17 protein-coding genes are annotated in these 20,845 nt (G+C 71.6%); 6 read left to right on the top strand and 11 right to left on the bottom strand.

Annotated elements, in window-relative coordinates; genetic code table 11:
* Nucleotides 1–157 precede the first annotated feature (157 nt).
* Nucleotides 158–2,101: an ABC transporter ATP-binding protein gene (locus tag AB0M63_RS30340; protein ID WP_366021676.1), complete on the top strand. Its 1,944-nt coding sequence runs from the start codon at nt 158–160 to the stop codon at nt 2,099–2,101.
* A gap of 10 nt (nt 2,102–2,111) precedes the next feature.
* Here AB0M63_RS30340 and AB0M63_RS30335 read toward each other — a convergent pair whose 3' ends face one another.
* The 4 genes from AB0M63_RS30335 to AB0M63_RS30320 all read right to left on the bottom strand — a co-directional run bounded on the left by AB0M63_RS30335 (nt 2,112) and on the right by AB0M63_RS30320 (nt 5,778).
* A complete protein-coding gene (locus AB0M63_RS30335) occupies nt 2,112–2,294 on the bottom strand; it encodes a hypothetical protein (protein WP_355913116.1) in 183 nt (60 codons plus the stop codon).
* Nucleotides 2,295–2,437: 143 nt separating this feature from the next.
* A complete protein-coding gene (locus AB0M63_RS30330) occupies nt 2,438–3,127 on the bottom strand; it encodes a DUF899 domain-containing protein (RefSeq protein ID WP_355913119.1) in 690 nt (229 codons plus the stop codon).
* A gap of 79 nt (nt 3,128–3,206) precedes the next feature.
* A complete protein-coding gene (locus tag AB0M63_RS30325; RefSeq protein ID WP_366021675.1) occupies nt 3,207–4,391 on the bottom strand; it encodes a cytochrome P450 in 1,185 nt (394 codons plus the stop codon).
* 22 nt (nt 4,392–4,413) lie between these two features.
* Entirely contained in the window at nt 4,414–5,778 is a 1,365-nt protein-coding gene (locus AB0M63_RS30320) for an amidohydrolase (RefSeq protein ID WP_366021674.1), read from the bottom strand.
* 126 nt (nt 5,779–5,904) lie between these two features.
* On the opposite strand from AB0M63_RS30320, the gene AB0M63_RS30315 reads away from it, so the two are divergent.
* A complete protein-coding gene (locus AB0M63_RS30315) occupies nt 5,905–6,855 on the top strand; it encodes an endonuclease/exonuclease/phosphatase family protein (protein WP_366021673.1) in 951 nt (316 codons plus the stop codon).
* A 79-nt stretch (nt 6,856–6,934) separates the two neighbouring features.
* On the opposite strand, the gene AB0M63_RS30310 is transcribed toward AB0M63_RS30315, so the two are convergent.
* The 4 genes from AB0M63_RS30310 to AB0M63_RS30295 all read right to left on the bottom strand — a co-directional run bounded on the left by AB0M63_RS30310 (nt 6,935) and on the right by AB0M63_RS30295 (nt 14,982).
* Nucleotides 6,935–8,794: an FUSC family protein gene (locus tag AB0M63_RS30310; protein WP_366021672.1), complete on the bottom strand. Its 1,860-nt coding sequence runs from the start codon at nt 8,792–8,794 to the stop codon at nt 6,935–6,937.
* Nucleotides 8,795–9,013: 219 nt separating this feature from the next.
* The gene (locus tag AB0M63_RS30305) at nt 9,014–12,076 is read right to left on the bottom strand and encodes an AAA domain-containing protein (protein WP_366021671.1); all 3,063 of its coding nucleotides are present in this window, start codon (nt 12,074–12,076) and stop codon (nt 9,014–9,016) included.
* A 115-nt stretch (nt 12,077–12,191) separates the two neighbouring features.
* Entirely contained in the window at nt 12,192–12,968 is a 777-nt protein-coding gene (locus tag AB0M63_RS30300) for a nucleotidyltransferase domain-containing protein (protein WP_366021670.1), read from the bottom strand.
* A gap of 103 nt (nt 12,969–13,071) precedes the next feature.
* Complete coding sequence (locus AB0M63_RS30295) at nt 13,072–14,982, bottom strand: toll/interleukin-1 receptor domain-containing protein (RefSeq protein WP_366021669.1); 1,911 nt, start codon at nt 14,980–14,982, stop codon at nt 13,072–13,074.
* Nucleotides 14,983–15,020: 38 nt separating this feature from the next.
* Here AB0M63_RS30295 and AB0M63_RS30290 point away from each other — a divergent pair, with 38 nt between their 5' ends.
* The 3 genes from AB0M63_RS30290 to AB0M63_RS30280 all read left to right on the top strand — a co-directional run bounded on the left by AB0M63_RS30290 (nt 15,021) and on the right by AB0M63_RS30280 (nt 16,704).
* The gene (locus AB0M63_RS30290) at nt 15,021–15,641 is read left to right on the top strand and encodes a hypothetical protein (RefSeq protein WP_366021668.1); all 621 of its coding nucleotides are present in this window, start codon (nt 15,021–15,023) and stop codon (nt 15,639–15,641) included.
* 173 nt (nt 15,642–15,814) lie between these two features.
* Nucleotides 15,815–16,231 carry a RidA family protein gene (locus AB0M63_RS30285; RefSeq protein ID WP_366021667.1) on the top strand — a complete coding sequence of 139 codons (417 nt, stop codon included), beginning with the start codon at nt 15,815–15,817 and terminating at the stop codon, nt 16,229–16,231.
* Entirely contained in the window at nt 16,228–16,704 is a 477-nt protein-coding gene (locus AB0M63_RS30280; protein ID WP_366021666.1) for a GNAT family N-acetyltransferase, read from the top strand. The genes AB0M63_RS30285 and AB0M63_RS30280 overlap by 4 nt, the downstream gene beginning before the upstream one ends.
* 1 nt (nt 16,705) lies before the next feature.
* Here AB0M63_RS30280 and AB0M63_RS30275 read toward each other — a convergent pair whose 3' ends face one another.
* The 3 genes from AB0M63_RS30275 to AB0M63_RS30265 form a co-directional block, all read right to left on the bottom strand.
* Nucleotides 16,706–17,653 carry a glycoside hydrolase family 6 protein gene (locus tag AB0M63_RS30275; protein WP_366021665.1) on the bottom strand — a complete coding sequence of 316 codons (948 nt, stop codon included), beginning with the start codon at nt 17,651–17,653 and terminating at the stop codon, nt 16,706–16,708.
* A 145-nt stretch (nt 17,654–17,798) separates the two neighbouring features.
* Nucleotides 17,799–18,518, bottom strand: a complete 720-nt coding sequence (locus AB0M63_RS30270; protein ID WP_366021664.1) for an aspartate/glutamate racemase family protein — start codon at nt 18,516–18,518, stop codon at nt 17,799–17,801.
* 5 nt (nt 18,519–18,523) lie between these two features.
* Nucleotides 18,524–19,984 (bottom strand): NCS1 family nucleobase:cation symporter-1, encoded by a 1,461-nt coding sequence (locus AB0M63_RS30265; protein WP_366021663.1) that lies wholly within the window; start codon nt 19,982–19,984, stop codon nt 18,524–18,526.
* A gap of 185 nt (nt 19,985–20,169) precedes the next feature.
* On the opposite strand from AB0M63_RS30265, the gene AB0M63_RS30260 reads away from it, so the two are divergent.
* Nucleotides 20,170–20,835 carry a GntR family transcriptional regulator gene (locus AB0M63_RS30260; RefSeq protein WP_355912321.1) on the top strand — a complete coding sequence of 222 codons (666 nt, stop codon included), beginning with the start codon at nt 20,170–20,172 and terminating at the stop codon, nt 20,833–20,835.
* Nucleotides 20,836–20,845 lie beyond the last annotated feature (10 nt).

The raw sequence follows: 20,845 nt of genomic DNA, 5'->3' as shown, positions 1-20,845 counted from the left end.
GCGGACTTTGTCCGCCCATCCGACCAGGGCTCACGACGCACCCCCGCCCCCTACAAGGCGTACGCCCGCGCGTCGGCGCCCCTCCCCCACGCGCCCTCCCCCGAACCGCCCCGCCCCGCGATAGTGGCCGTTCGTCGTGGATCGGGGGAGGTCGGTGGTGGGAAGTAAGGGTGACGCGGGGCAGGCGGAGCCGTCCGCGTCGGAGCGGCTGCTCTTTGGGGGTGCTCTGCGTTATGACATGGGGTGGAACCAGCACAACGGGGCGTTTCTGGAGCTGAGTTTCCGGGCGATGGTGACGCGGTTGCCGTCGATGTTGGGGTCGAGTTTCCGGCTGGCCTGGCAGGCCGATCCGCGGGCCGCGCGGATCGTGCTGGGTGCCGAGGCGGGCCGGGGTGCGACGCAGGCGGTGAGTCTGCTCGCGGTCAACAGTGTGCTGGGGCGGCTGATCACCGGCGGGACCATCGCGGACCGGCTGCGCGGTGCCGTACCCGCGCTGGTCACGATGGCCGCCGTACTGCTGGTGGGCGCGCTGCTGCGGGCCGCGTCGACGTATGCGACCGGTCGTCTGGAGCCGAAGGTGGAGCGGGTCGCCACCGAGCTGTATCTGGAGCGGGCGGCGGCCGTGGAGCTGGCCGCGATCGAGGACCACGCGTTCCACAAGCTGCTGGACACCGCCCAGTACGGCGCCTCCTCGGCCCGCCGCATGATCTCGCAGGCGACCCGCGTGATGAACGCGCTGATCTCACTGATCGCCGCGGCGGGCGTGCTGACCGTGCTGCACCCGGCGCTGCTCCCGCTGCTGGCGACGATGACCGTGCCGAGCGCGTGGGGCGCCCTGACGAACGCCCGCCGTCAGTACGAGTCGTTCCACACCTGGGTGCAGCACGCCCGCGCCGGCCATCTCCTCAGCGATCTGCTGACCGAACCGGAGGCGGCCCCGGAGATCCGCGTGCACGGCGTCGGGCCGTTCCTGCTGCACCACTTCCACGAGATGTCGGAGAGCGCGGAGGCGGAGCAGGCCCGGCTGGCCCGGCTCGCGGCCCGTACCGGTCTGATCGCGGCGACCTGGACGGGCCTCGCGACGGCGGCGACGTACGCGACGCTGGGCGGGCTGCTGCTGTCCGGTGCGATGGCGCTCTCGGTGGCGGGTACGGCGGTGATCGCGATCCGCACCGGCTCCGCGAGCCTCGACAACCTCGTCCTGGCGGTCAACCAGCTTCACCAGGAAGCCCTGTTCGTGGGCGACCTGCAGAAGCTGTACGAGGAGGCCGCCGAGTGGGCGATCCCGGTCGGCGGGGCGGCGCTTCCCGAGGAGCCCCGGGAGATCCGTTTCGAGAACGTCACCTTCAGCTACCCCGGCGAGTCCACCCACCCCGCCCTCGACGACGTCACCCTCGCCCTCCCCCTCGGCCGCATCATCGCCCTGGTCGGCGAGAACGGCTCCGGCAAGACGACCCTGGTCAAGCTGCTGGCCGGGCTGTACCGGCCGGACCGCGGCCGGATCCTGTGGGACGGCGTCGACGCGGCGGGCGCGGACCGGCACCAACTCGCCGACCGCATCGCGATGGTGGCGCAGAACTTCAAACGGTGGCCGTTCACGGCCCGCGTCAACGTGGCCATCGGCCGCTCGGCGGCGCCGCTCACCGAGGAGCGGCTGGCCGGTGCGGTCGCGGAGGCCGGCGCCGGGGACGTGGTCGCGGATCTGCCGCGCGGCCTGGACACCCTGCTGGCCCGCAACTTCAGCGGCGGGCACGAGTTGTCGGGCGGACAATGGCAGCGGCTCGGGATCGCGCGGGCCGCCTACCGGCGCGGCCGGATCCTGATCGTGGACGAGCCGACGGCGGCCCTCGACGCCCGTGCCGAGCTGGAGGTCTTCGAGAAGATCCGGGCGCTGGCCGGTACCGGCCAGACGGTGGTCCTGATCACCCACCGGCTGGCGTCCGTACGCCACGCGGATCTGGTGCATGTCCTCGACCAGGGGCGGCTCGTGGAGTCCGGGACACCCGACGAGCTGCTGGCGAGCGGCGGTGTGTACGCGGAGCTGTACGCGCTCCAGGCGGACCAGTTCACCGCCAAGGTGCCCGCCCCGAAGGCGGGTTGAGCACCAGGGGTCAGGCGGCGGCGTCCACGGCGTCGCCGCTGCGCACGATCACCAGGAACGTGTCGGTCGCGATGTCCATGACGACCTCGGCGGGCAGCCCCTCCAGTCGGCGCGCCTGCGCGAACTCCTCCGCCGGCCATGAACCGCGCGGTCCGCCGGCGGGAAAACGCTCAAGCACCTTTCGCCCGTTCACCCTGTACCTCCCTGTCGTGCCGAACCCGGAGAGCTTCAAGACGTTCATGAAGCCTCGTTGAGTTAAACGCCGACAGTACGGTGAACGGCTCGCGAAGTGACGGTACTGAGACATAGTCGACACCTGGCCGCCTACGTTCCGTATCAGTCCTCGTACTCGTCGTGATAAAGAACGCGCGCGCTGCCGGCGGGCGCCCCCAGCGCCGACGCGCGCCCCTTGGGCTCCTCCCACTCCTCCTGGCGCCCCAGCGCGGTCAGGTCCAGGAAGGTGGTGGTGGAGCCGAGCCCGTCGAGCCCGCGCTCGTAGGTCGAGTAGGTGTGGAACACCCGGTCGCGGTCGCGCAGGAAGCAGCTCACACCGGGCCGCTCGACGGGTTCTCCGTCCCCGACGAGCGTCACGTCGAAGTCCCAGTTGAAGTCCTGGCCGAAGGACGAGTACCAGGGCAGCGTCCAGCCCATCCGCGCCTTGAACGGCAGGATTTTCGTATACGGCGCCCTCGACACGGCGGCGAACGTCGTGCCGCGCGCCTTCAGATGGGCGAGATGCCCGATCTGGTCGAGGAACGCCGAGCAGCTGCGGCAGCCCGCGTCCCATTCGGGCGCGAACATGAAGTGGTAGACGACGAGTTGGCCGCGTCCCTCGAAGAGGTCGAGCAGGGTGGCCTTCCCGTCGCCGCCCTCGAAGAGGTACTCCTTGTCGATCTCCACCATGGGCAGGCCGCGCCGCTCGGCATTGAGCGCGTCCCGCGCGTGCGTGGCCGCCTTCTCCTTGACCAGCAGTTCCTTGCGCGCCGCGCGCCACTGCTCGCGCGAGACGATCTCCGGAAGCGACATGGGGCCCTCCTGTGACAACGGTCCGTTGAGGGGTTGACCGGAGCCAGGACCGGAACTCATCGCCGCCTCGAGAAAAACTTCAGGCGGAGTTCCTCGCGTACGTCACCGGGAGCGCGAGCAGTCCACGCGCGCGCAGCGACGGCCGCCACCGCACCTCGTCCTCCCCCAACTCCAGCCGCGGGAACCGCTCCAGCAGCGCGGCCAGCGCGATCTCGGTCTCGGCGCGGGCCAGCGGTGCGCCCAGGCAGTAGTGGATGCCGTGGCCGAGGGCGAGATGCCCGGTGGTGTCGCGGGCGAGGTCGAGCCGGTCGGGGTCGGGGAAGCGGTCCGGGTCGCGGTTCGCGGCGGACGCGGACACCCAGACCGTCTCACCGGCCGGGACGGTGACCCCGCCGATGGTGACGTCCTCGACGGGGAAGCGCCGGATGGCGAGCAGCGCGGGCCCTTCGTAGCGCAGGAACTCCTCGACGGCGGCCGGGAGTTGGCTGGGGTCCTCGCGCAACGCGGCCAACTGCTCCGGGTGTTGGAGCAGGGCGAGCACGGCGTTGCCGATGAGCTGGACGGTGTTCTCGTACCCGGCGAAGAGGATGAGGAAGGCCAGCGACATCAGCTCGTCCTCGCTGAGCCGGTCGCCCTCGTCGCGTACGGCGATCAGGTCGGAGAGCAGGTCGTCGCCGGGCTCCTCGCGCTTGTCGGCGAGGAGTTGGGTGAAGAAGCCGAGCATCGCGACGACCGCCTGCTTGCCGGCCTCGGGCGGCGTCCCGGGGGCGGGTGCGACCAGGGTGTCGGTCCACACCCGGAAGTCCCGGCGGTGCCGGTCGGGCACGCCGAGCAGATCACAGATGACGGTGATGGGGAGGGGCGCGGCATAGGAGGCGATGAGGTCGGTGTCGCCCATCTCGCCCAGCGCGTCGAGGAGTTGGTCAGCGGTGCGGCGAATCGGCGTACGGAGCTGCTCGGTGCGGCGCGGGGTGAAGGCGCGGCCGACCAGGCGGCGGATGCGGGTGTGGTCGGGCGGGTCCATGTTGAGGAGGTTGGCGTCGAGCGCGGGCGGCAGCGCGAAACCCTTGTAGGTCCCGGCCGTGGCATGCCTCTTGTCCAGCGAGAGCCGCGGGTCGGCCAGCGCCGCCCGGACGTCCTCGTACCGGGTGACGAGCCAGGCGGGGGTGCCGTCGGGGCCGGCGATGCGGTGCACGGGAGCGCTGTCGCGCAGGCGCCGGTACACGTCGTACGGGTGGTCGAGAAGGCCGTCCGCGAGATCCATGGAGACAGCGTAGAGGCGCGGCTCAGGTGTCGTATTCCTGGATGCGCCGGCCGTGGCTCCGGTCGACGAGTGCGGGCAGGCGGGCCTCCAACTCCCGTACGACGGCGGGCACATCGAGGGTGAGCAGCTCGCGGTCGCGCATCAGGACGCGGCCGTCGACGATGGTGGTGCGGACGTCGGCGGAGCGGGTGCTGTGCACGAGGGTGGCGGCGAGATCGTGGACAGGTCGGGTGTGCGGGCCGGTGAGGTCGACGAGGATCAGGTCGGCCCGGCGTCCCGGCGCGATGCACCCGATCGAGTCACCCAGTCCGACCGCCCGGGCGCTCTGCAGGGTGGCGTGGTGCAGCGCCTGACGGGAGGTCAGCCAGCTCGGGTCGCCCTCGGCCGACTTCTGGACCAGGGCGGTGAGCGCCATCGACTCCCACACGTCGAGGGAGTTGTTGGAGGCGGCACCGTCCGTGGCGAGCCCGACGGGGATACCGATGTCGCGCAGGGCGCGGATCGGAGTGGTGTCGGGCCAGCCGAACTTGAGGTAGCCGCGGGGCGCGGTGGCGACCGCGATACGACCGCTCGCGCGCTCCAGGACGGGCAGGTCGCGGTCGATGATGCCGGTGCCGTGGGCGATGAGCAGGTCGGTGCCCAACAGGCCCGCGCGGTCGAGGACTTCGATCGGTGTGACGCCGTGGCGGGCGAGGCCGGCGTCGGTCTGGTCGCGGTTCTCGGCGGCGTGGAGGTGGACGGGGAGGCCGTGTTCCAGGGCCAGTTGAGCGGTGGCGGCAAGGTCGGCGTCGGTCACGGTGTACGGGGCGTGCGGGGCGAGGGCGGTGGTGATGCGACCGCCGGCCACGCCCCGGTGCCGTAGCGCGAACTCCGCCGACTTCTCCCGGCCTTGAGGACCCTGGGAGGAGAAGTAGGCCTCGCCGAGGTGGGCGCGGATCCCGCACTCGGCGACCACGGCGGCGACCGCGTCCATCGAGAAGTAGTGGTCGGCGAAGCAGGTGACCCCGGCGCGGATCATCTCGGCACAGGCGAGCCGCGCCCCCAACTCGACATCTTTTTCAGTGAGGTTGGACTCGACGGGCCAGACGACGTCGTTGAACCACTCCTCGGTGGGCAGATCCTCGGCGAGCCCGCGCAGCGCGACCATCGGCGCGTGGGTGTGGCAGTTGATGAGTCCCGGCAGGGCGACCTGCCCGCGCGCGTCGATGCGCTCGCCGGCGGTGAGCCCTTCGGCGTCCGCCGCGCTCGTCACCGACGCGACGAGCCCGTCCCGTACGACGATCGCGGCGTCCTCCCGGAACCCGATCCGCTCTTGATCGTCGTGCACGAGGACGGTGCATCGGGTGATGATGAGATCGGCGGCAGCTTCGGTTCGAGAGGGCCTCATCACGCCAACGTACGACGCCGTCCTCGTGTCGCGTGAGCCGAACCGCGCATCCCGGCGTTGTGCTGTCGCGGACCGGTCCGGGCCCACACCCTTGGCTCAGGACGAGGCTTCTGGAAGGAGCCCGACATGCTCCTCGGCACCTGGAACCTGGAGAATCTGTACCGTCCCGGCGGCCCGTTCGGCCCCAAGGACAAGGCCGCCTACGAGGCGAAGCTCGCCTCCCTCGCCGCGGTGATCACGGAGCTGGACCCGGTGCTGCTGGGCGTCCAGGAGGTCGGAGAGCCCGAGGCGCTCCAGGACCTGGCCGGGATGCTGAGCGGCGAGTGGCACATCGCCCTGTCCGCGCATCCGGACGGCCGCGGCATCCGGGTCGGCTTCCTCAGCCGCACGGCACCACAGGTGATCGCCGACACGAACACGTTCCCGGCGAAGCTCCGCCCCGTGCAGTCCGACGACTCGGGGGCCGTGGAACCGACCGCGGGCCGGGGCTTCCTGGCTGTGGAGGTCACGACGGACACCGGCACGCTTACGGTGGCGGTCGCCCATCTGAAGTCGAAGCTGCTGACCTACCCGGGTAACCGTTTCTTCCCCCACGACGAGGGCGAACGGGCCCGCTACGGCGCCTACGCGCTCTACCGGCGGGCCGCCGAGGCGGCTTCGCTGCGGGCGCTGGCGGACGAGTTGCTGGCCGGCGAGGGGAAAACCCGGGATGTGGCGGTGCTCGGCGACATGAACGACGAGGTCCAGGCGGCCACCACACAGATCCTGCTCGGCCCGACCGGCTCCGAGATCGGCACACCCGGCTACGACCGCCCCGACCAGGGCGACGCGGTCCGCCTGTGGGACGTGGCCCCGCTCATCCCCGCCGACCAGCGCTACTCCCGCATCAACTCCGGGCGCCGCGAACTGATCGACCACATTCTGGCCAGCCACCACCTGGTCCGACGCGTGACGGCAGCGGGCACGGGCCTGCCGGGCGAGCAAGCACCCCAACTGCCGTCGGTGGGCCCGGATCCGGCGGAGCGCCGCGAGGCACCGGGGTCGGACCACGCGCCGGTGTGGGTGCGGATGGAGTAGCCGCAGGCGTACTGAAGTGGCCATATGCGACCGGCAGTTCGTCCGCGCGTAGCCCGGCGCGCCCCCGCCCCCGCAACGGCTATACAGCGACCGGCAGTTCGATCGCACGCAGCCCCACACGCCCCCGCCCCCGCTCGAACTCCTCCAGCAGCTCGGCGAGTTGATCGATGTGCCGGTGGGTGAGCCGGCCCGTGTCGTCGAGGTGGACGGCGCAGGCGGTGGTGGTGTCCACGAGGCGTTCGAGGACGGCGGCGACCTCGTCGGTGCCCTCTGTGTGCCTGGCGAGGGCGGGGAGTTCGGCGGCGGAGACGGCGATGGCGCCGCGGGCCTCGGCGAGCGTGCGGTAGGCCTCGCGGCGCAGGGTCCAGCGTGCGGCGCGGTCGTCGGACTCGTTCAGCACGTGCACGAGGTAGGCGTGCGCGGCGCCGCCCGCCGCGGCGAGCCGGGCGCGCACGCCCCCGCCGCGCTTACCCGGCATCGGCAGATGGCCGACGATCAGCACGATCGCGCAGGCCAGCAGCGTCTCGCCGATCCGGCCGGCGGAGGCCTGCGGTTCCCCGCCGACCATCACGAGGGAGAGCACCAGGACGGTGACGACGGCGGTCTGCGCGGCGAAGTGCCGGGTGGCGACGGGAATCAGCGCACCGCTGAGCGCCACCAGCGCGACCAGCCCCTCCGGCCGGGGCAGCACGGCGGCGAACCCGGCGAAGACCAGCGCCCCCAGCACGGTCCCCGCCGCCCGGCACAGCACCCGCGAGACGAGCGGCCCGAGGTCGGGCTTGACGAGGAAGACGGCAGTGGCGGGCAGCCAGTACCAGTGCTCGTGGAGCCCGTTCCAGCGGCTCTGGTTCAGGGCCTGCGCGACGGCCACGCTCACGCCGAAGCAGAGGGCGACCCGCAGCCCGTACTCCCGTCCCCCGGCCCCAAATGCCGTACGGAGCAGGTCGATTGGCGTCTGCCGACGCGTGTGCAGATCACTGCCCTCCGCCTGGTCGAAGGCGTCGGCGGCGTGCAGCAGGGCGTCGTCGAGGGCGCGCAGGGCGGGGCCGGAACGGTGCGGCGCGGGCAGCGGACCGGTGTGCGTGTTGTCGCGTACGGCGGCGGCGAGCCGGCGCGGCCCTTCGCCCGCCCGGGCCGACACGGCCTCCCCCGCCCAGGCGAGCGCGGTCGCGGCCTCGGCCAACGGCAGCGCGGCGGCGTACTGCCCGTGCAGTCGCCGCTCGGCGGCGGAACTGGCGTAGCGCCGCAGCCGGGGCCCGGCGAGGGCGTCCTGCGCGTGGTCGAGCGCGGCGGTGAGCGCGGCGCGCCGGGCCGTCGCCTCCGGCCCGCCGGTGGCGTCGAGCAGCGTGGCGATCGCGTCGTACACGGCGGCCACGGCGTCCCGCTCGCCGTCGAACCGGTAGTCACCGGCGAGCGCACCGGGCGTGGGCAGCGCCAGCCGCAGCCCGACCAGCCACGCGGCCCCGGCGAGGAACGCGAGGGCGCGCTGCCATCCCGGTTCGGGGAGGGGCATTCCGGCGCCGATGGCGGAGGCGACGAGGAGTTGGGTACCGGCACCGGAGGCGACCGGTCCGATGGCGCTGAGTCCTCCGGCGACCAGCCCGATCCCGGTGAGGAGAAGGGTCAGCGGCACCGCCCCGAGATACTGCCCGGCAGCGGTCCCGATCAACAGCCCCGCGCCTCCGGCCACCGCGGGCCCGCCGAGCCGCTTGACGGAGGCCCGCCGGCTGCCGGGCCGGTCGTTGATCCCGGCGAGCATCGCGCCCAGCGCGGCCAGCACGCCGAGGGACGTCCGGTCGACGAGCACGGCGGTGAGGAGGAGCGGCCCGGCGGCCAACGCCCCCCGCGTGACCGCGCTCCAGGGGACCGGGCCGCGCTGGGCACGGAGCGCGTGGGCGAGCCAGGGCGGAAGGGAGAACGCGACGGTACGGCGGGACACAGGGCTCCTGTCCTGACGAGGGCGGGGGTGTGCCTTCGGGCGACGGTGGCCGGGCTCGGGGTGTGGTGTCCACGGTAGATCGCGTACTTGTGCGGAACGGGCCGCTCGTATTTCGACGGTGTGAAGGTTGGCCCTGGGCGCGTGTTCTTTATGAACGCATTCGGGGGCGGAGCCGCTCCGCGAGCCTCTGGAGACCGCGTCCGGCCGGCACACGGTCGCTCACGGCAGCCAGCGCCGAGCCTGTTCGCGGGTGACGCGTGTGGCGTCGACGTACCAGAGGCGCTTCGGTGCGTCCCATCGTGCGCCGAGCGTCCTCTTCGCCTCGTCCTTCTCGGCGAAGGGGACATCGAGGTAGAGCCGGCCGTCGGCCTCGGAGCCGGGGCCGATGCCGGCGGCGGTGCCGCCACGCTCCGCGGCGCCGCCGCCGGCCGCGGGGGCTGCTGCTCGCGGGTTCCAAGCGGCCTTGTCCTTGCGGGCCCGCTCGATGACCCGGTTGACGCGTTCACAGGACGCCGGGTCCGTGAACCGCATCATCAGGTCCGTCGGGCCGGTGTTCGCCAGCAGGTTGAGCGAGCCGTGCCAGAGGACCGTGCTGTCGAGGATGAGCACCTTCTCGTGCATGCGCTCCCGGAAGTCCACCTCGCAGCCGGCCGCCCGGAGTTGGTCGATCCGCTGCTGATGGCGCTCGGCCGCCGCGTCGTCACGCTGCTCGTCGGCGGCCCTGGTGCGGACGACCACCTTGACGCCGGCACGGGCACGGTCGCCCAGCAGAGCCGACCACTTGCGGACGGGAGCCGGGTCGAGGAAGGGGCAGTAGATCTCGATGCTCGTGGTCGCCCGCTCGATGTCCCACTCCACCGCCTTGTGGACCTCGTCGGCCGGGAAGAACGCGGGGCGGGACAGTTCCTCCTCGGAGAGGACGGAGAGTTCGGCCGCCTCCCGGGTGGGTACGAGCTGGTCGGCCGACATCACCTGCGCGTGGCTCTCCAGGTGGTCGATCATGACGCGTGCCTCGCTGTGCGGTGCCAGGTGTTTCCGCAGGTGTTCGAGGTCGGCGACGACGATCAAGTGGTCCTGGGCCCGGCTGAGGGCGACGTTCAGGAGCCTGCACGTCTGGGAGGAGAGACCTGTTCCCCGGTAGAAGATGCCGGGGTCCTTGCCCGCGCCGACCGCCGTGTCGAACACGACGATCGGGCGCTGGCTGCCCTGGAACCGGTGGATGGTGTCGACCAGGCCCTCGTACTCCTCCCCGAACCGGTACGTCAGGCTGCCCTGCAAGGCCTTCACCTGGGCGCGGTAGGGGGCGATGACGGCGAGTCGGTCAGTGGCCCGTTCACCCGCCGCCGTCTCACCCGCGCTCCACTTCCGGCCGGGAAGCACCCCCTCGTACTGCAGGCCGCGTACGAGCTCGTGCACCACGGCCTCGTTCACCGTGTTGGCCCGGTAGTCGGGGCCGGCGATGCGCTGCTTCGAGGTGTCGATCAGCATGACCGTGGCATCGACCAGCGGGTTGACGGGGATTCTGCTCCGGTCGTCCCGACCCGTGCCCAGTGGGGAGTCGGGGTAGGCGACGGCGTTCACCAGCCGGCAGATCGGCTCGCGCATCCGGTACTGGGTGTCCAGGGGCACCAGTCGGGGATCCGGGCGCACTCCTCCGGACGGGGTCACCAGACCGGCCGCGTGGAAGGCGTCGCGGGCCGCCCATTCCAGGGAATGCGCGCGTTCCTCCTCCGTCGCCTTCCAGTCGCCCGCGCCCTTGGTCACAGCCGGCAGTTGCCGGAAGTCGCCCGCGACCACGACACGTTTCCCGGCGAGGCCCGCGGCGAGCCAGGCGGACGGCAGGTCGACCATGCCCGCCTCGTCGATCACTACGACATCGACGCGGTCGAGCAGTTGGCGCGACTGAACGGCCTTGGCGACGGTCGCCCCCATCACCCGGCACTTGGAACGGACGGTGTCCTGAATCCTCCTGCGCTGCCGGTCGAGTTCCTCGAACTGCTTCTGCAGCGTCTCGGCCTGCCCGACGAGCACCGTGCGTGCGGGGGCTCCCGCCAGACGGGAACGGGCGGCGGCGAGGCGTCCGCTCAACTCCGCGATCTCCGCCGCGGCTTCCCTTGCCCGCTGTTCGGCATCGTCGGCGCGCCGCGAGGCACCCCGAGCAGCCGCGTCCACTTCGGCGAGTCGGGTGTGCAGCGCATCCAGCTGGGCTTCCTTGCGCTTGGCGAAGAGGCCGCCCGGCTGTCCCAACTGGCTTATCTTGAGGCGGAGTTGTGCCACTTCGGCCTGGGTGCGAAGCGCTTCCTGCCCGGCGGCCGGCCCCGTCGCCGTGGCTTCTGTGTGCGTCGTACGGGCTGCTGTCAGCCCGTCTTCCAGAGACCGTACGTCGTCATGCAGGCCTATTCGGGCGCGTACGTCCTTGAGGGCGCCCGTCGCCACGGTGAGCGCCTCGTCCAGCCGGGCCGAGAGCCGAGCGGTGATCTGCGCCTGGTCGACGTACTGCCCGTACCGCTCGCGCAGGGACGGGACTTCGATGTCCCCGGCGCGCTGCACCAGCCCGTCCGAAAAGCCTTCCTGGGCGGCGAGCAGGTCGCAGATACGCTCCAGCGCCTGGTCGACGGCGACCTTCGTCGGCGCGAGGAAGAGGATGTTGAGCCCCTGCCGGAAGTTGCCCTCGACGATGTGCCCGACGACGTCCGTCTTTCCCGTGCCCGGCGGTCCCCACAGGAAGAGGATCTGGCTCGCCAGTGCCTGTTCGACGGCTTGCCTTTGGCGTGAATTCAGTTGCAGGGTCCGCCAGTTTGCGACCCAGCGCTCGGGCTCGGCATCGCGTGCGGTGACCGGGTTCCCCTGCCCTACGATCCATCCCGCGCTCTCGGTGCGTATCCCGCTGTCGGCTTCTCCGGCCGACTCCAGGCGCTCGGCGACGATGGCCAGTCCGGCCGCGTCGTCCTTCCGGAGCTGGACGTCGCGTACCGACTGTCCCAGGCTCTCCGGAGCGATCAACCGCACGCTCTGGTCAGGCATACGGGACGCCTCGGCGGTCGTCCATGGCTCCTTCGACCGTGCGGCCCGGACCAGGACGGGCATGCCGTCGAGGGACTCGTCCCACTTCCTGCACACGAAGTGGTACTCGAACCGCCCTGCCGCGGATGACACGAGGCGACCGCCGGACAACGACACCTTCTGTGTGTCGCCCCCGTCGCCACGCCGCTCCGCCTGGATCTCCGACCGAACGGCGGTCAGCAGTTCCGCCACCGGATACGGCTGTCCAACCTGCGCCATGCGCACGCTCCCCCGATCTCTCCCCCGTGGGTCACACGTTGGATGCATCACCCAACTTGGTGACTGTACGTGTGCTGCCCGAGACGGCGCACGCCTTCTGGCCAGGTCAGGTCCGTCACACCGCAGTTGTGCGAGATCGGCCGGCGAAGAGCGCCTCGGTGTCGGAAATGGCGGCGGCCAGCGCCTCCGGCCGCCGCTCCAGCCCGGTCAGGATGTCGTCGACCCTCCCCAGACCGGCCCGCTCGACGAGGCCCTTCTCGTTGGTGACCCACTCGCCCCGCGCGGCCAGCACCGCATGGGCGGTCTGGGTCGCCGCCAGGGCGATGGCCCCCGCGACCTGGGTGAGAGCGCTCTTGGGAGCGTGGCCCGTCCTCGCGTACGCGAGAGTGGCCGCGGCCATGCCGTGCCAGTGTTGGGGCGCGGCTGCGCGCAGCGCCGCCGGGTAGCCGTCGGGGCGCGGCAACTCGCCCCGGAGCACCTTGTTGACAGCGAGTTCGGCGACGAGCAGATACGTCGGGATACCCGCCAGGTGGAACATCAACGGCTCCACCCGGAACCGCCCCTCTCCCGCCTCCGCCAACTCCCCCTCCACGACGTCGAGATCGCGGTAGTGCACATCGACGCGCCGCCCGTCGACCGTCAGCCAGGCACCCCCGTTGAAGACGCCGCCTCCCCAGCCGCCGACCTCGGAGGCCTCGCCTTCCCAACCGATCGCGCGGAGGTCGGCGGGATCGAAGGGGCCCCGGTAGTAGACCGCCAAGTCCCAGTCGCTGTCCGGCCGTTGGGTGCCCTGGGCGCGGGAGCCGCCGAGGGCCACGGCCGTCACGGTGGGCAGGGCGGCGAGGCGGTCGGCGGTGGTGTCGAGGAAGGCGGGGTCGGTGAGGGAGGGCACGGCGACGACTCCAGGAGGAAGCGATGGAGGGATTGGAGGACGTGAGGGCCGTAGCAGCCTACGCAGCCGTCCGCGCCCGCCGCGACGCGGTTTCGGACCGGCGTCAGCCTGTCGCCGCCACCCCGAAGTCCGCCCCCGAGATCCCCCCGAGTCCCTCCGCGATCCGCAGCAACGGCTCGCGCAGCGCGGTCAGTTCGGCACGCATCGCCTCGGCCTGCGGCCAGGCCGCCTCGTGGTCGAGCGGGGCGACGTCCGCCGGACAGCGGGCCTCGTAGGCGGCGAGGCGCGGATGCCAGGTGCTGGTGAAAGGGCGGATGGTGTCGTTGATGAGGGCGTAGGCGAGGCTCTGGACCGTGGGTGCGCCGGAGCCGGACGCGTGCTCCAGGCCGATGCTGTACGTGTGCAGGGTCACGCGCGTGGAGTCGATCAGCGACTTGAGGGATGCCAGGGCCTCGCGCAGGCTGCCCGTCCCCGGTGCCAGTTCCTGCACGCCGATCCGGGTGACCAACTCGACCTGGACGTCGAAGGCGGCCATCCGCTCCGACTCGCTGGGTGCTGCCATGGGAACCGCCCTCCGGCTTCCGGGAAATGCCAGCGTAGCCGGGTCGCGTCGGCCGCACAGGGTGCGCAGGGCGGCGTGCCGGAGGGACTCGGTGCGGGCAGGGGCCGGGTCGTGGTGGTGCCAGGCGTGCAGCGTGACCGGGTGGAGCCGCCAGCCTCCGTCGGCCACCGGGGCCAGCAGGCTGCGGACGCGCAGCTCGGAGACGCCGTTCCCGGCGCGCCGGGCGGCGACGGCCCTGGGCACGCGGTCGGCGGCGGCGAGCACACGTTCCGCGTCCTCCACGGTCAGCGGCAGCGGGTGCAGGACGGCGGCGCAGCGCAGCACGTCGGCGGCGTCCGCCGTGTCCACGTCCCGGACCAGGGCGCCGGTCACGTCGGCCTCGGCGAGCGCGTCGAGAAGGGATCCCCCGCGCGCGTGCAGTCTGTCGTACAGCCCGCGCGGCTGGTGTCCGGCACGGACGGCCCGTCCCAGGAGCCCGAGGGCGAGGGGATGTCCCTCCACGGCCTCGGCCAGCGCCTCGTCGCCGCCGACGAGCGCGCGCGCGTGCGAGGCGTCGAGGGGTCCCAGGTCGACGGGGGTGCCCAGCCCGTCGTAGGCACGGCTGCGCAGGGTGAAAAGGGTGCGGCCGAGGGGGTGGGGCGCCGCCATCGCGGCGAGCTCGCGGGCGGCGAGCCGGTCGGCGGGGACGGAGTCGACGATCCACAGGAACGGTCCGCCGGCGTCGGAGGAGACCTCGGTGAGGGAGGCGGAAAGGGTGCGTACGGAGTCGTCGTACGCCTGCCCGTTCACCCAGAACACACCGCCGGGGTAGGCCGCTTCGAAGCGGAGTGCGTACTCCTGGGCGAGCGCGGACTTGCCGATGCCCGCCATGCCGCGGATCTGTACGGCGCGCGGGGCTGCGCGGCCGGTGACCAGGGGTGCCGCGTGGGCGTGCAGGGCGGAGTGCACCTGCCAGAGTTCGGAGAGGCGGCCCAGGAAGTCGGGGCGCTGTTCCGGCGAGCCGAGCAGCCATCGTCGTACGGCACGCTCCTGGATCGCCATGGGACCGTCGAGGCGGGCCACATGCTCGCGTACGTCGGCCACGAGGCCGGCGGGGTCGTCGGCCGAGGCGTGCCGGGCGTCGCGGAGTTCGACGGGATGGATGTGGTCGGTGCCCGCCTCGGGGTTGACGACCATGACCCGGCCGCGCGGATCACCCTCCGCGAGCCCCGCCAGATAGGCCGTCGTCAGCTCCCACTGGCAGGCCTCGCGCTCGGGGTAACCGGCGGAGTAGTAGGCGAGCAGGGCCTTGGAGCGGGCCAGTTCGCGCCGGATGGTGTCGCTGATGCCGGCGAAGGACGCGACCCCGGTCTCGTCCGTGAACACATCGAGCCCGCCGTCGCGCAGCGCCCGCACGAGCGGACGGACCCGCTCCACGTCACTGCGGCTGTAGCTGAGGAAGACGTCCCACACGACGGCTTACCCTACTGTGGGTACCGGGGAGGGCGATCATGAGACACAGGCAGCGCAGGCGGCGGGGTCCGGGCGGTCCGTCCCAGATCACGGCCAGGCTGACGATCCCGTTCGTCGGGGAGATCTCCGGCACCTGGGAGCCGGCCGACGCGGAGCGCAGCGCGGCCTGGGAGCTGTACCTGCAACTGGTCACCCGGGTCTCGGTCGAGGAACTCGCCGCGGACGAGGGCCTGTTGCGCGAGGCCCTGTCCTCCTTCTACACGTTCTTCGACACCACCCGCGACATCCTCCGCCGCTACGGCCCCGAGATCGCCCCGCCGCTGGCCCCCGGTCACGTCAGCTTCGCCGTCCTCGCGGTCACCGTCCTCAACCGCGTTCTGCGTCCGCTGCTCGCGTCCTGGCATCCGCGCCTCGCCGCCCACGAATCCGGGCGGCCCGAGGGACGCGATCCGGTGGCCTGGGAGCGCGAGTGGGAGCACGCGGACGCGCTGCGCGCCTCGATCACTGAGGTGCGAGGCGCGCTGAAGTCACTGGCGCGGACGCTCCAGGAGGTGGCGGGCGTGAGCGACCTCATCGACCTGCCCGCACCACGCGGTCCCGAGGACACGGCACACGGGCGGATTGGGGCACCCCCCCCCGCAGGTCAGACGGGGTCCTGACGGTTTCGGGGGCTGCGGACGAGGTCCTCGGGCGGCGGCAGGTGGCTCTCGTCGCGTGAGGCATGCGGCTTGAGACAGGGCGCGGGCGAAATTCGGATGCGCCCGTCGTCGTCGGCGTGGTCGGCTGGCGTTCCGCATCATGACGACCGTCGCCGATCGCCCCGGGAGACCCCGTGCTCACGCGCGTCACCACCCCCGCCCTCTTCCCACCGCCCACGTACTCCCACGCCACCGTCGTCGAAGCCGGTACGAGGCTCGCCTTCCTCGCCGGAGCGGTGCCGCTCGACGCCGACGGCAAGGTGGTCGGTGCGGGGGACGCGGTGCGGCAGGCGGAGCAGGTGCTCGTGAATCTCAAGGAGCAACTGCGGTCGGTGGGCAGCGACTTGGGGCATGTCGTGGCGACGGACGTGTACGTCGTGAGCAGTGAGCCCTCGGTGCTGGCCGCCGTGTGGGAGGTGGTCGAGGCGTCCGGCCTCAGCGCGGGACCGCACTCCTCCACCCTTCTCGGCGTGGCCTGTCTCGGGTACCCGGGCCAGCTCGTGGAGATCACGGCGACCGCCGTGGTACTGGAGAAGGGCGCACAGCAATGAGCCCCGGCGCCGACACCGCCGTCACGCTCCGCCGGGCCACCGCCCCCGACGCGCGCCCCGCCGCCGACGTGTGGCTGCGCTCGTTCACCGCCGCGCTGCCGACCGTCGTCCGACCGCGTTCCGACGACGACGTACGCGACTACTTCCGGGACGTCGTCGTGCCGCTGCGCGAGATCTGGGTGGCCGACGCGGGGGACGACGGCGGGATCGTGGGGCTGATGGTGATCAACGGCGATCTGCTGTCCCAGTTGTACCTGGCCCCGGAATGGCGCGGGCGGGGCCTCGGCGACCGGTTCGTCGGGCTCGCGAAGGAGCGGAGTCCGGGAGGCCTGCACCTGTGGACGTTCCAGGTCAACAGGCCCGCCCACCGCTTCTACGAGCGTCATGGCTTCGTCGCCGTCGAGTACACGGACGGCAGCACCAACGAGGAGCGGGAGCCGGACGTGCGGTACGTGTGGGAGCCCAAGTCCTAAGTCAGGGGCGGGCGTTGCGTGCCAGTTCCAGGGCGTACGACGGCCACCAGCGGCCCGCCGCCGGGCCGCCCCGGCAGGTGCCGTCGGACTCGCCGGGTCGTTTGATCCAGAGGTAGGCGTCGAGGAGTGGGTTGTCGGTGCGGGTCGTCGGCGGGGTGCCCAGCGCGCGGCCGGGCGGATTGCACCAGACATCCGTGCCGGTGTAGGGGCCGTTGCCGTTGCGGCTGGTGTCGATGACGTAGTGCTTCCCGGCGAGGTCCTTGGAGAGTTCGTCGCCGTAGGTCGAACTCGCCCTGCTCGTCTGGAAGTTGGAGACGTTCAGGGCGACACCGTCGGCACGGGCGACCCCGGACGCCTTGAGCGCGTCGACCAGTCGCCACGCTTCGGGGATCCAACCGGAGTTGCCGGCGTCGAGGTAGACACGGGTGTGCGGTTGCTGTTTGAAGCGGTCCACGGCATGGGCCAGCAGCGCGTAGCGGTCGTTCGCCACCACCCGGGTGCAGCCGGCGACGACCTGGGCGACGGCGTCCGGTTCGACGATCACGTAGGCGCCCCGGTCGCCGAGGGCGGTCGCGAACTCGTCGATCCAGGCCCGGTAGTCGGCACCGGTGGGGGCGCCGCCGAGCGAGTACTGACCGCAGTCGCGGTTCGGGATGTAGTACGCCACGAGGACGGCGGTCCGTCCGGCGCGGGCGGCGGCGGTGGTGCGGGCGCGGACGACGGGGCCGGGGTCCGGGCCGTTGAGCCACTCGGCGACGGGCCGGCCGGCGATGCGGTCCATCAGCGCAGCGTCGGCGGTTCGGCCCGCCGCCCGCCACTCGGCCGCCTGGTGGGCGGCTTGCGAGTCGGGGTCGGTCCAGAAGGGTTCCGGTACGTCACGGGTGGCGCCGGCGCAGAGCCCTCCGGTGAGGAGGGCGGCGAGGAGGGCGCGGGGTACCGGGATGGGCAAGGGTGACTCCGTTTCTCGCCGGTGGTGACTTGTCCTTCCGGGAGTGTGCGGGGCGCCTGTGCTTGCCTCGGCGCGTGAGCAGGCAGGTCGCGGCGAGATCACCCCGACGGAGGGGATGCGCGGCGAGAGGGATTGCCGTGATTCCTCAGGGTGTCGGTCCCCAGGCCCTCCTCTTGGGTACGGGTCGCTCGAAACTCCCCGCCCTGCTGGTCCTCAACCCCAGCCCCACCAACGACTCCGCCAGCTTCACCGCCGCCCCCACCCCGTCCACCACCGGCAGTCCCAGCTTCTCCCCCACCGCCCGCTGCAACCCCGTCATCCCGGCGCAGCCCAGCACCAGGACCTCCGCCCCGGCGGCGCACGCCCGTTCGGCCGCCGTGAGGAACGCCGTCTCCGTCCGTTCCGGGTCACCTCCCAGGTCGAGCACGCTCAGCCCCGTGCCCACGACGGCCGCGCAGTTCCGCCCCACCCCGGCCAGCTCCAGACTGTCCTCGATCTGGCCGCGGGAGCGTTCCAGCGTGGTGACGACGCCGTACCGCCGGCCCAGCAGACAGGCCAGATGGGCGGCCGCCTCGGTGATGTCGACGACCGGTACGTCCACCAACTCCCGGACGCCCTCCCGCCCGTGCTCCCCGAAACCGGCCATGACGACGGCGTCGTAGGACGGGCCGTCGTAGGTCCGCAGCAGGTCCATGACGGCCGCCGCCGAGAGATAGCTGTCGAGCCAGCCCTCCGCCGACTCCGGTCCCCATGCGGGGGTCAGCCCGGTCACGGTGGTGCCCGGGCCTGCGGCGGCCCGGGCACCTCGTACGATCTCCTCGGTCATCTCCTGCGTGGTGTTGCAGTTGGTGACGACGATGCGCACTCCGCTCAGACCTCCACCGGGTCTGGGGCCGACCGCTCGGTCCGGCAGATCAGCAGGTACAGGCCCGCTCCCAGTGCCGTACCGATGAACCACGAGTACGGGGCCACATCGCTGAACGTCTTCACCAGCGCGAGCACCGCCGCCACGGCCGCCGAGGGCAGGAACGCCCACAGGGCCTTGGGGTTGACGCCCTTGCGGTAGTAGTAGCGGGAGCCGGGGGTGGCGTCGAACAGCTCGTCGACGTCGATGCGGCCTCGCTTGACCAGGTAGTAGTCGACCATGATCACACCGAACAGTGGGCCGAGGAAGGCGCCGAGGCCGCCGAGGAAGTAGTTGACGACGGTCGGGTTGGAGAAGAGGTTCCAGGGCGTCACGACCAGCGCGGCGACCGTGCTGATCATGCCGCCCACCTTGAAGGTGATCTTCTGCGGCCAGACGTTGGCCAGGTCGTACGCCGGTGAGACGAAGTTGGCGACGATGTTGACGCCCATGGTGGCGACGGCGAAGGTCAGCGCGCCCAGCACCATCACCCAGGTGTTGCCGACCTTGGCGACCAGTTCTGCCGGGTCGGTGATCGCCTGGCCCCAGACCTCCAGCGAGCCGGCCGTGACGATCACCGAAACGACCACGAACGCCGTGGAGTTGATGGGCAGACCCCAGAAGTTGCCGCGCCGCACGGTCTTGTAGTCGGGCGCGAAGCGGGAGAAGTCGCAGAAGTTGAGCATCAGCGTGCCGTAGGTGGCGAGGATCAGCCCGATCGCGCCGAACCACTGCCGCCACTGCTCGCCGAACGAGACCGGGTGCGGGGTGGAGGTGAGCGAGATACTCCAACCGGCTTTGGAAAGTACCCAGATGGCCAGCGCGATCATCACCAGCCAGATCGCCGGGCCGCAGAAGTCCTGGAACTTCCTTACGGATTCCATGCCCTGACTGATGATCACCGCCTGGATCAGCCACAGCGACACGAAGGAGACCCAGCCGAGGGCGTCAAGTCCCAGGAAGGAGTGGTGAGTCCAGGATTCCAGGCCCGGCCAGGCGGCCAGCAGCATCACGTTGACGGCGACGGAGGCCAGGTAGGTCTGGATGCCGTACCACATGATGGCGATCACGGCCCGGATGAGCGCCGGGATATTGGCGCCCCAGACGCCGAAGCTGATGCGGCTGACGACCGGGAACGGGACGCCGTGGGCCTGTCCGATCCTGCCCATCCAGTTCATGCCGACGTAGATCAGCACGAAGCCGACGAGCAGGGAGGAGAAGACCTGCCAGACGTTCATGCCGAGCACCAACAGGCCTGCGGCGAAGGTGTAGTTGCCGAGGTTGTGGACGTCCGACATCCACATGGCGAAGAGGTCGAAGACCTTCCAGTTGCGCTTGCCGGCGGGGGCGAGGTCTTCGTTGGTGAGCCGGGGGTCGGGGACGAACGCTGGTGTGCCGGTGGCTTCGGCGCGGTCGGCGAGGGACACGGGGCCTCCAGGGCAAGGGACGGAGGAACTTGGAGGAGCTGGGAGGGCTGGGAGGAGAGCAGGACGGCTACCGATGTCGTTTGGTATACCAAACTGCCGCCATAGTCCTCCCGTCAACCGTTCCGACCGATGTCACCGCTGTTAACGCTCCGTAAAACACCCCCGGAGTCGGCGAAGATGGCCCCATGAGCTCCACGACAGCGAAGATCGAACCCCTCGGAGCGGTGCGCGAGCGCGTCCTGGCCACCCTGCGGCAGGACATCATCGCCGGTCGCCTGCGCCCCGGCGACCGGCTGGTGGAGCGCGAGCTGGCCGAGCGCTTCGGCGTCTCACGGGTGCCGGTCCGGGAGGCGATCCGCGCCCTGGTCGCGGAGGGCTTCGTCCTCTTCGAGTCGGCCCGCCGCACGGTCGTACGGCGGCTCACCCCGACCGACGTCAAGGAGCTGTTCGAGCTGCGCGAGGCGCTGGAGGTGTACGCGGCCGGGCTCGCCGCGACCCGCGCCACCCCTCAAGCGCTCGCCGAACTACGGGAGTTGCTGGACAGCGCGGCGACGGCCACCAGGTCCGACGACGCCGAGGCGATCACCGACGTCAACACCCGTTTCCACGACCGCATCCTGGCCCTGGCCGGCAACAGCCTGCTGATCTCCGTCATGGAACCGGTCGACGGCCGACTGCGCTGGCTCACCCGGCAGAACGAGGAGTGGCCCCAACTCCTCACCGAGCACGAGGAGTTGTACGAGGCCATCGCCTCCGGCGACCCGGACCGCGCCCGCGCCCACGCGCTCAGCCATGTACAGGCGAACTACCGCTCCACCGTGCGCCACCTCTTCGGGGATGCAACGGCATGACGGCCCGACC

The sequence above is a fragment of the Streptomyces sp. NPDC051576 genome (assembly GCF_040681835.1).
Lineage (GTDB): Bacteria > Actinomycetota > Actinomycetes > Streptomycetales > Streptomycetaceae > Streptomyces.
The sequence above is the reverse complement of the archived record's forward strand: the minus strand, read 5'-3'. Positions and strand labels throughout refer to the sequence as shown.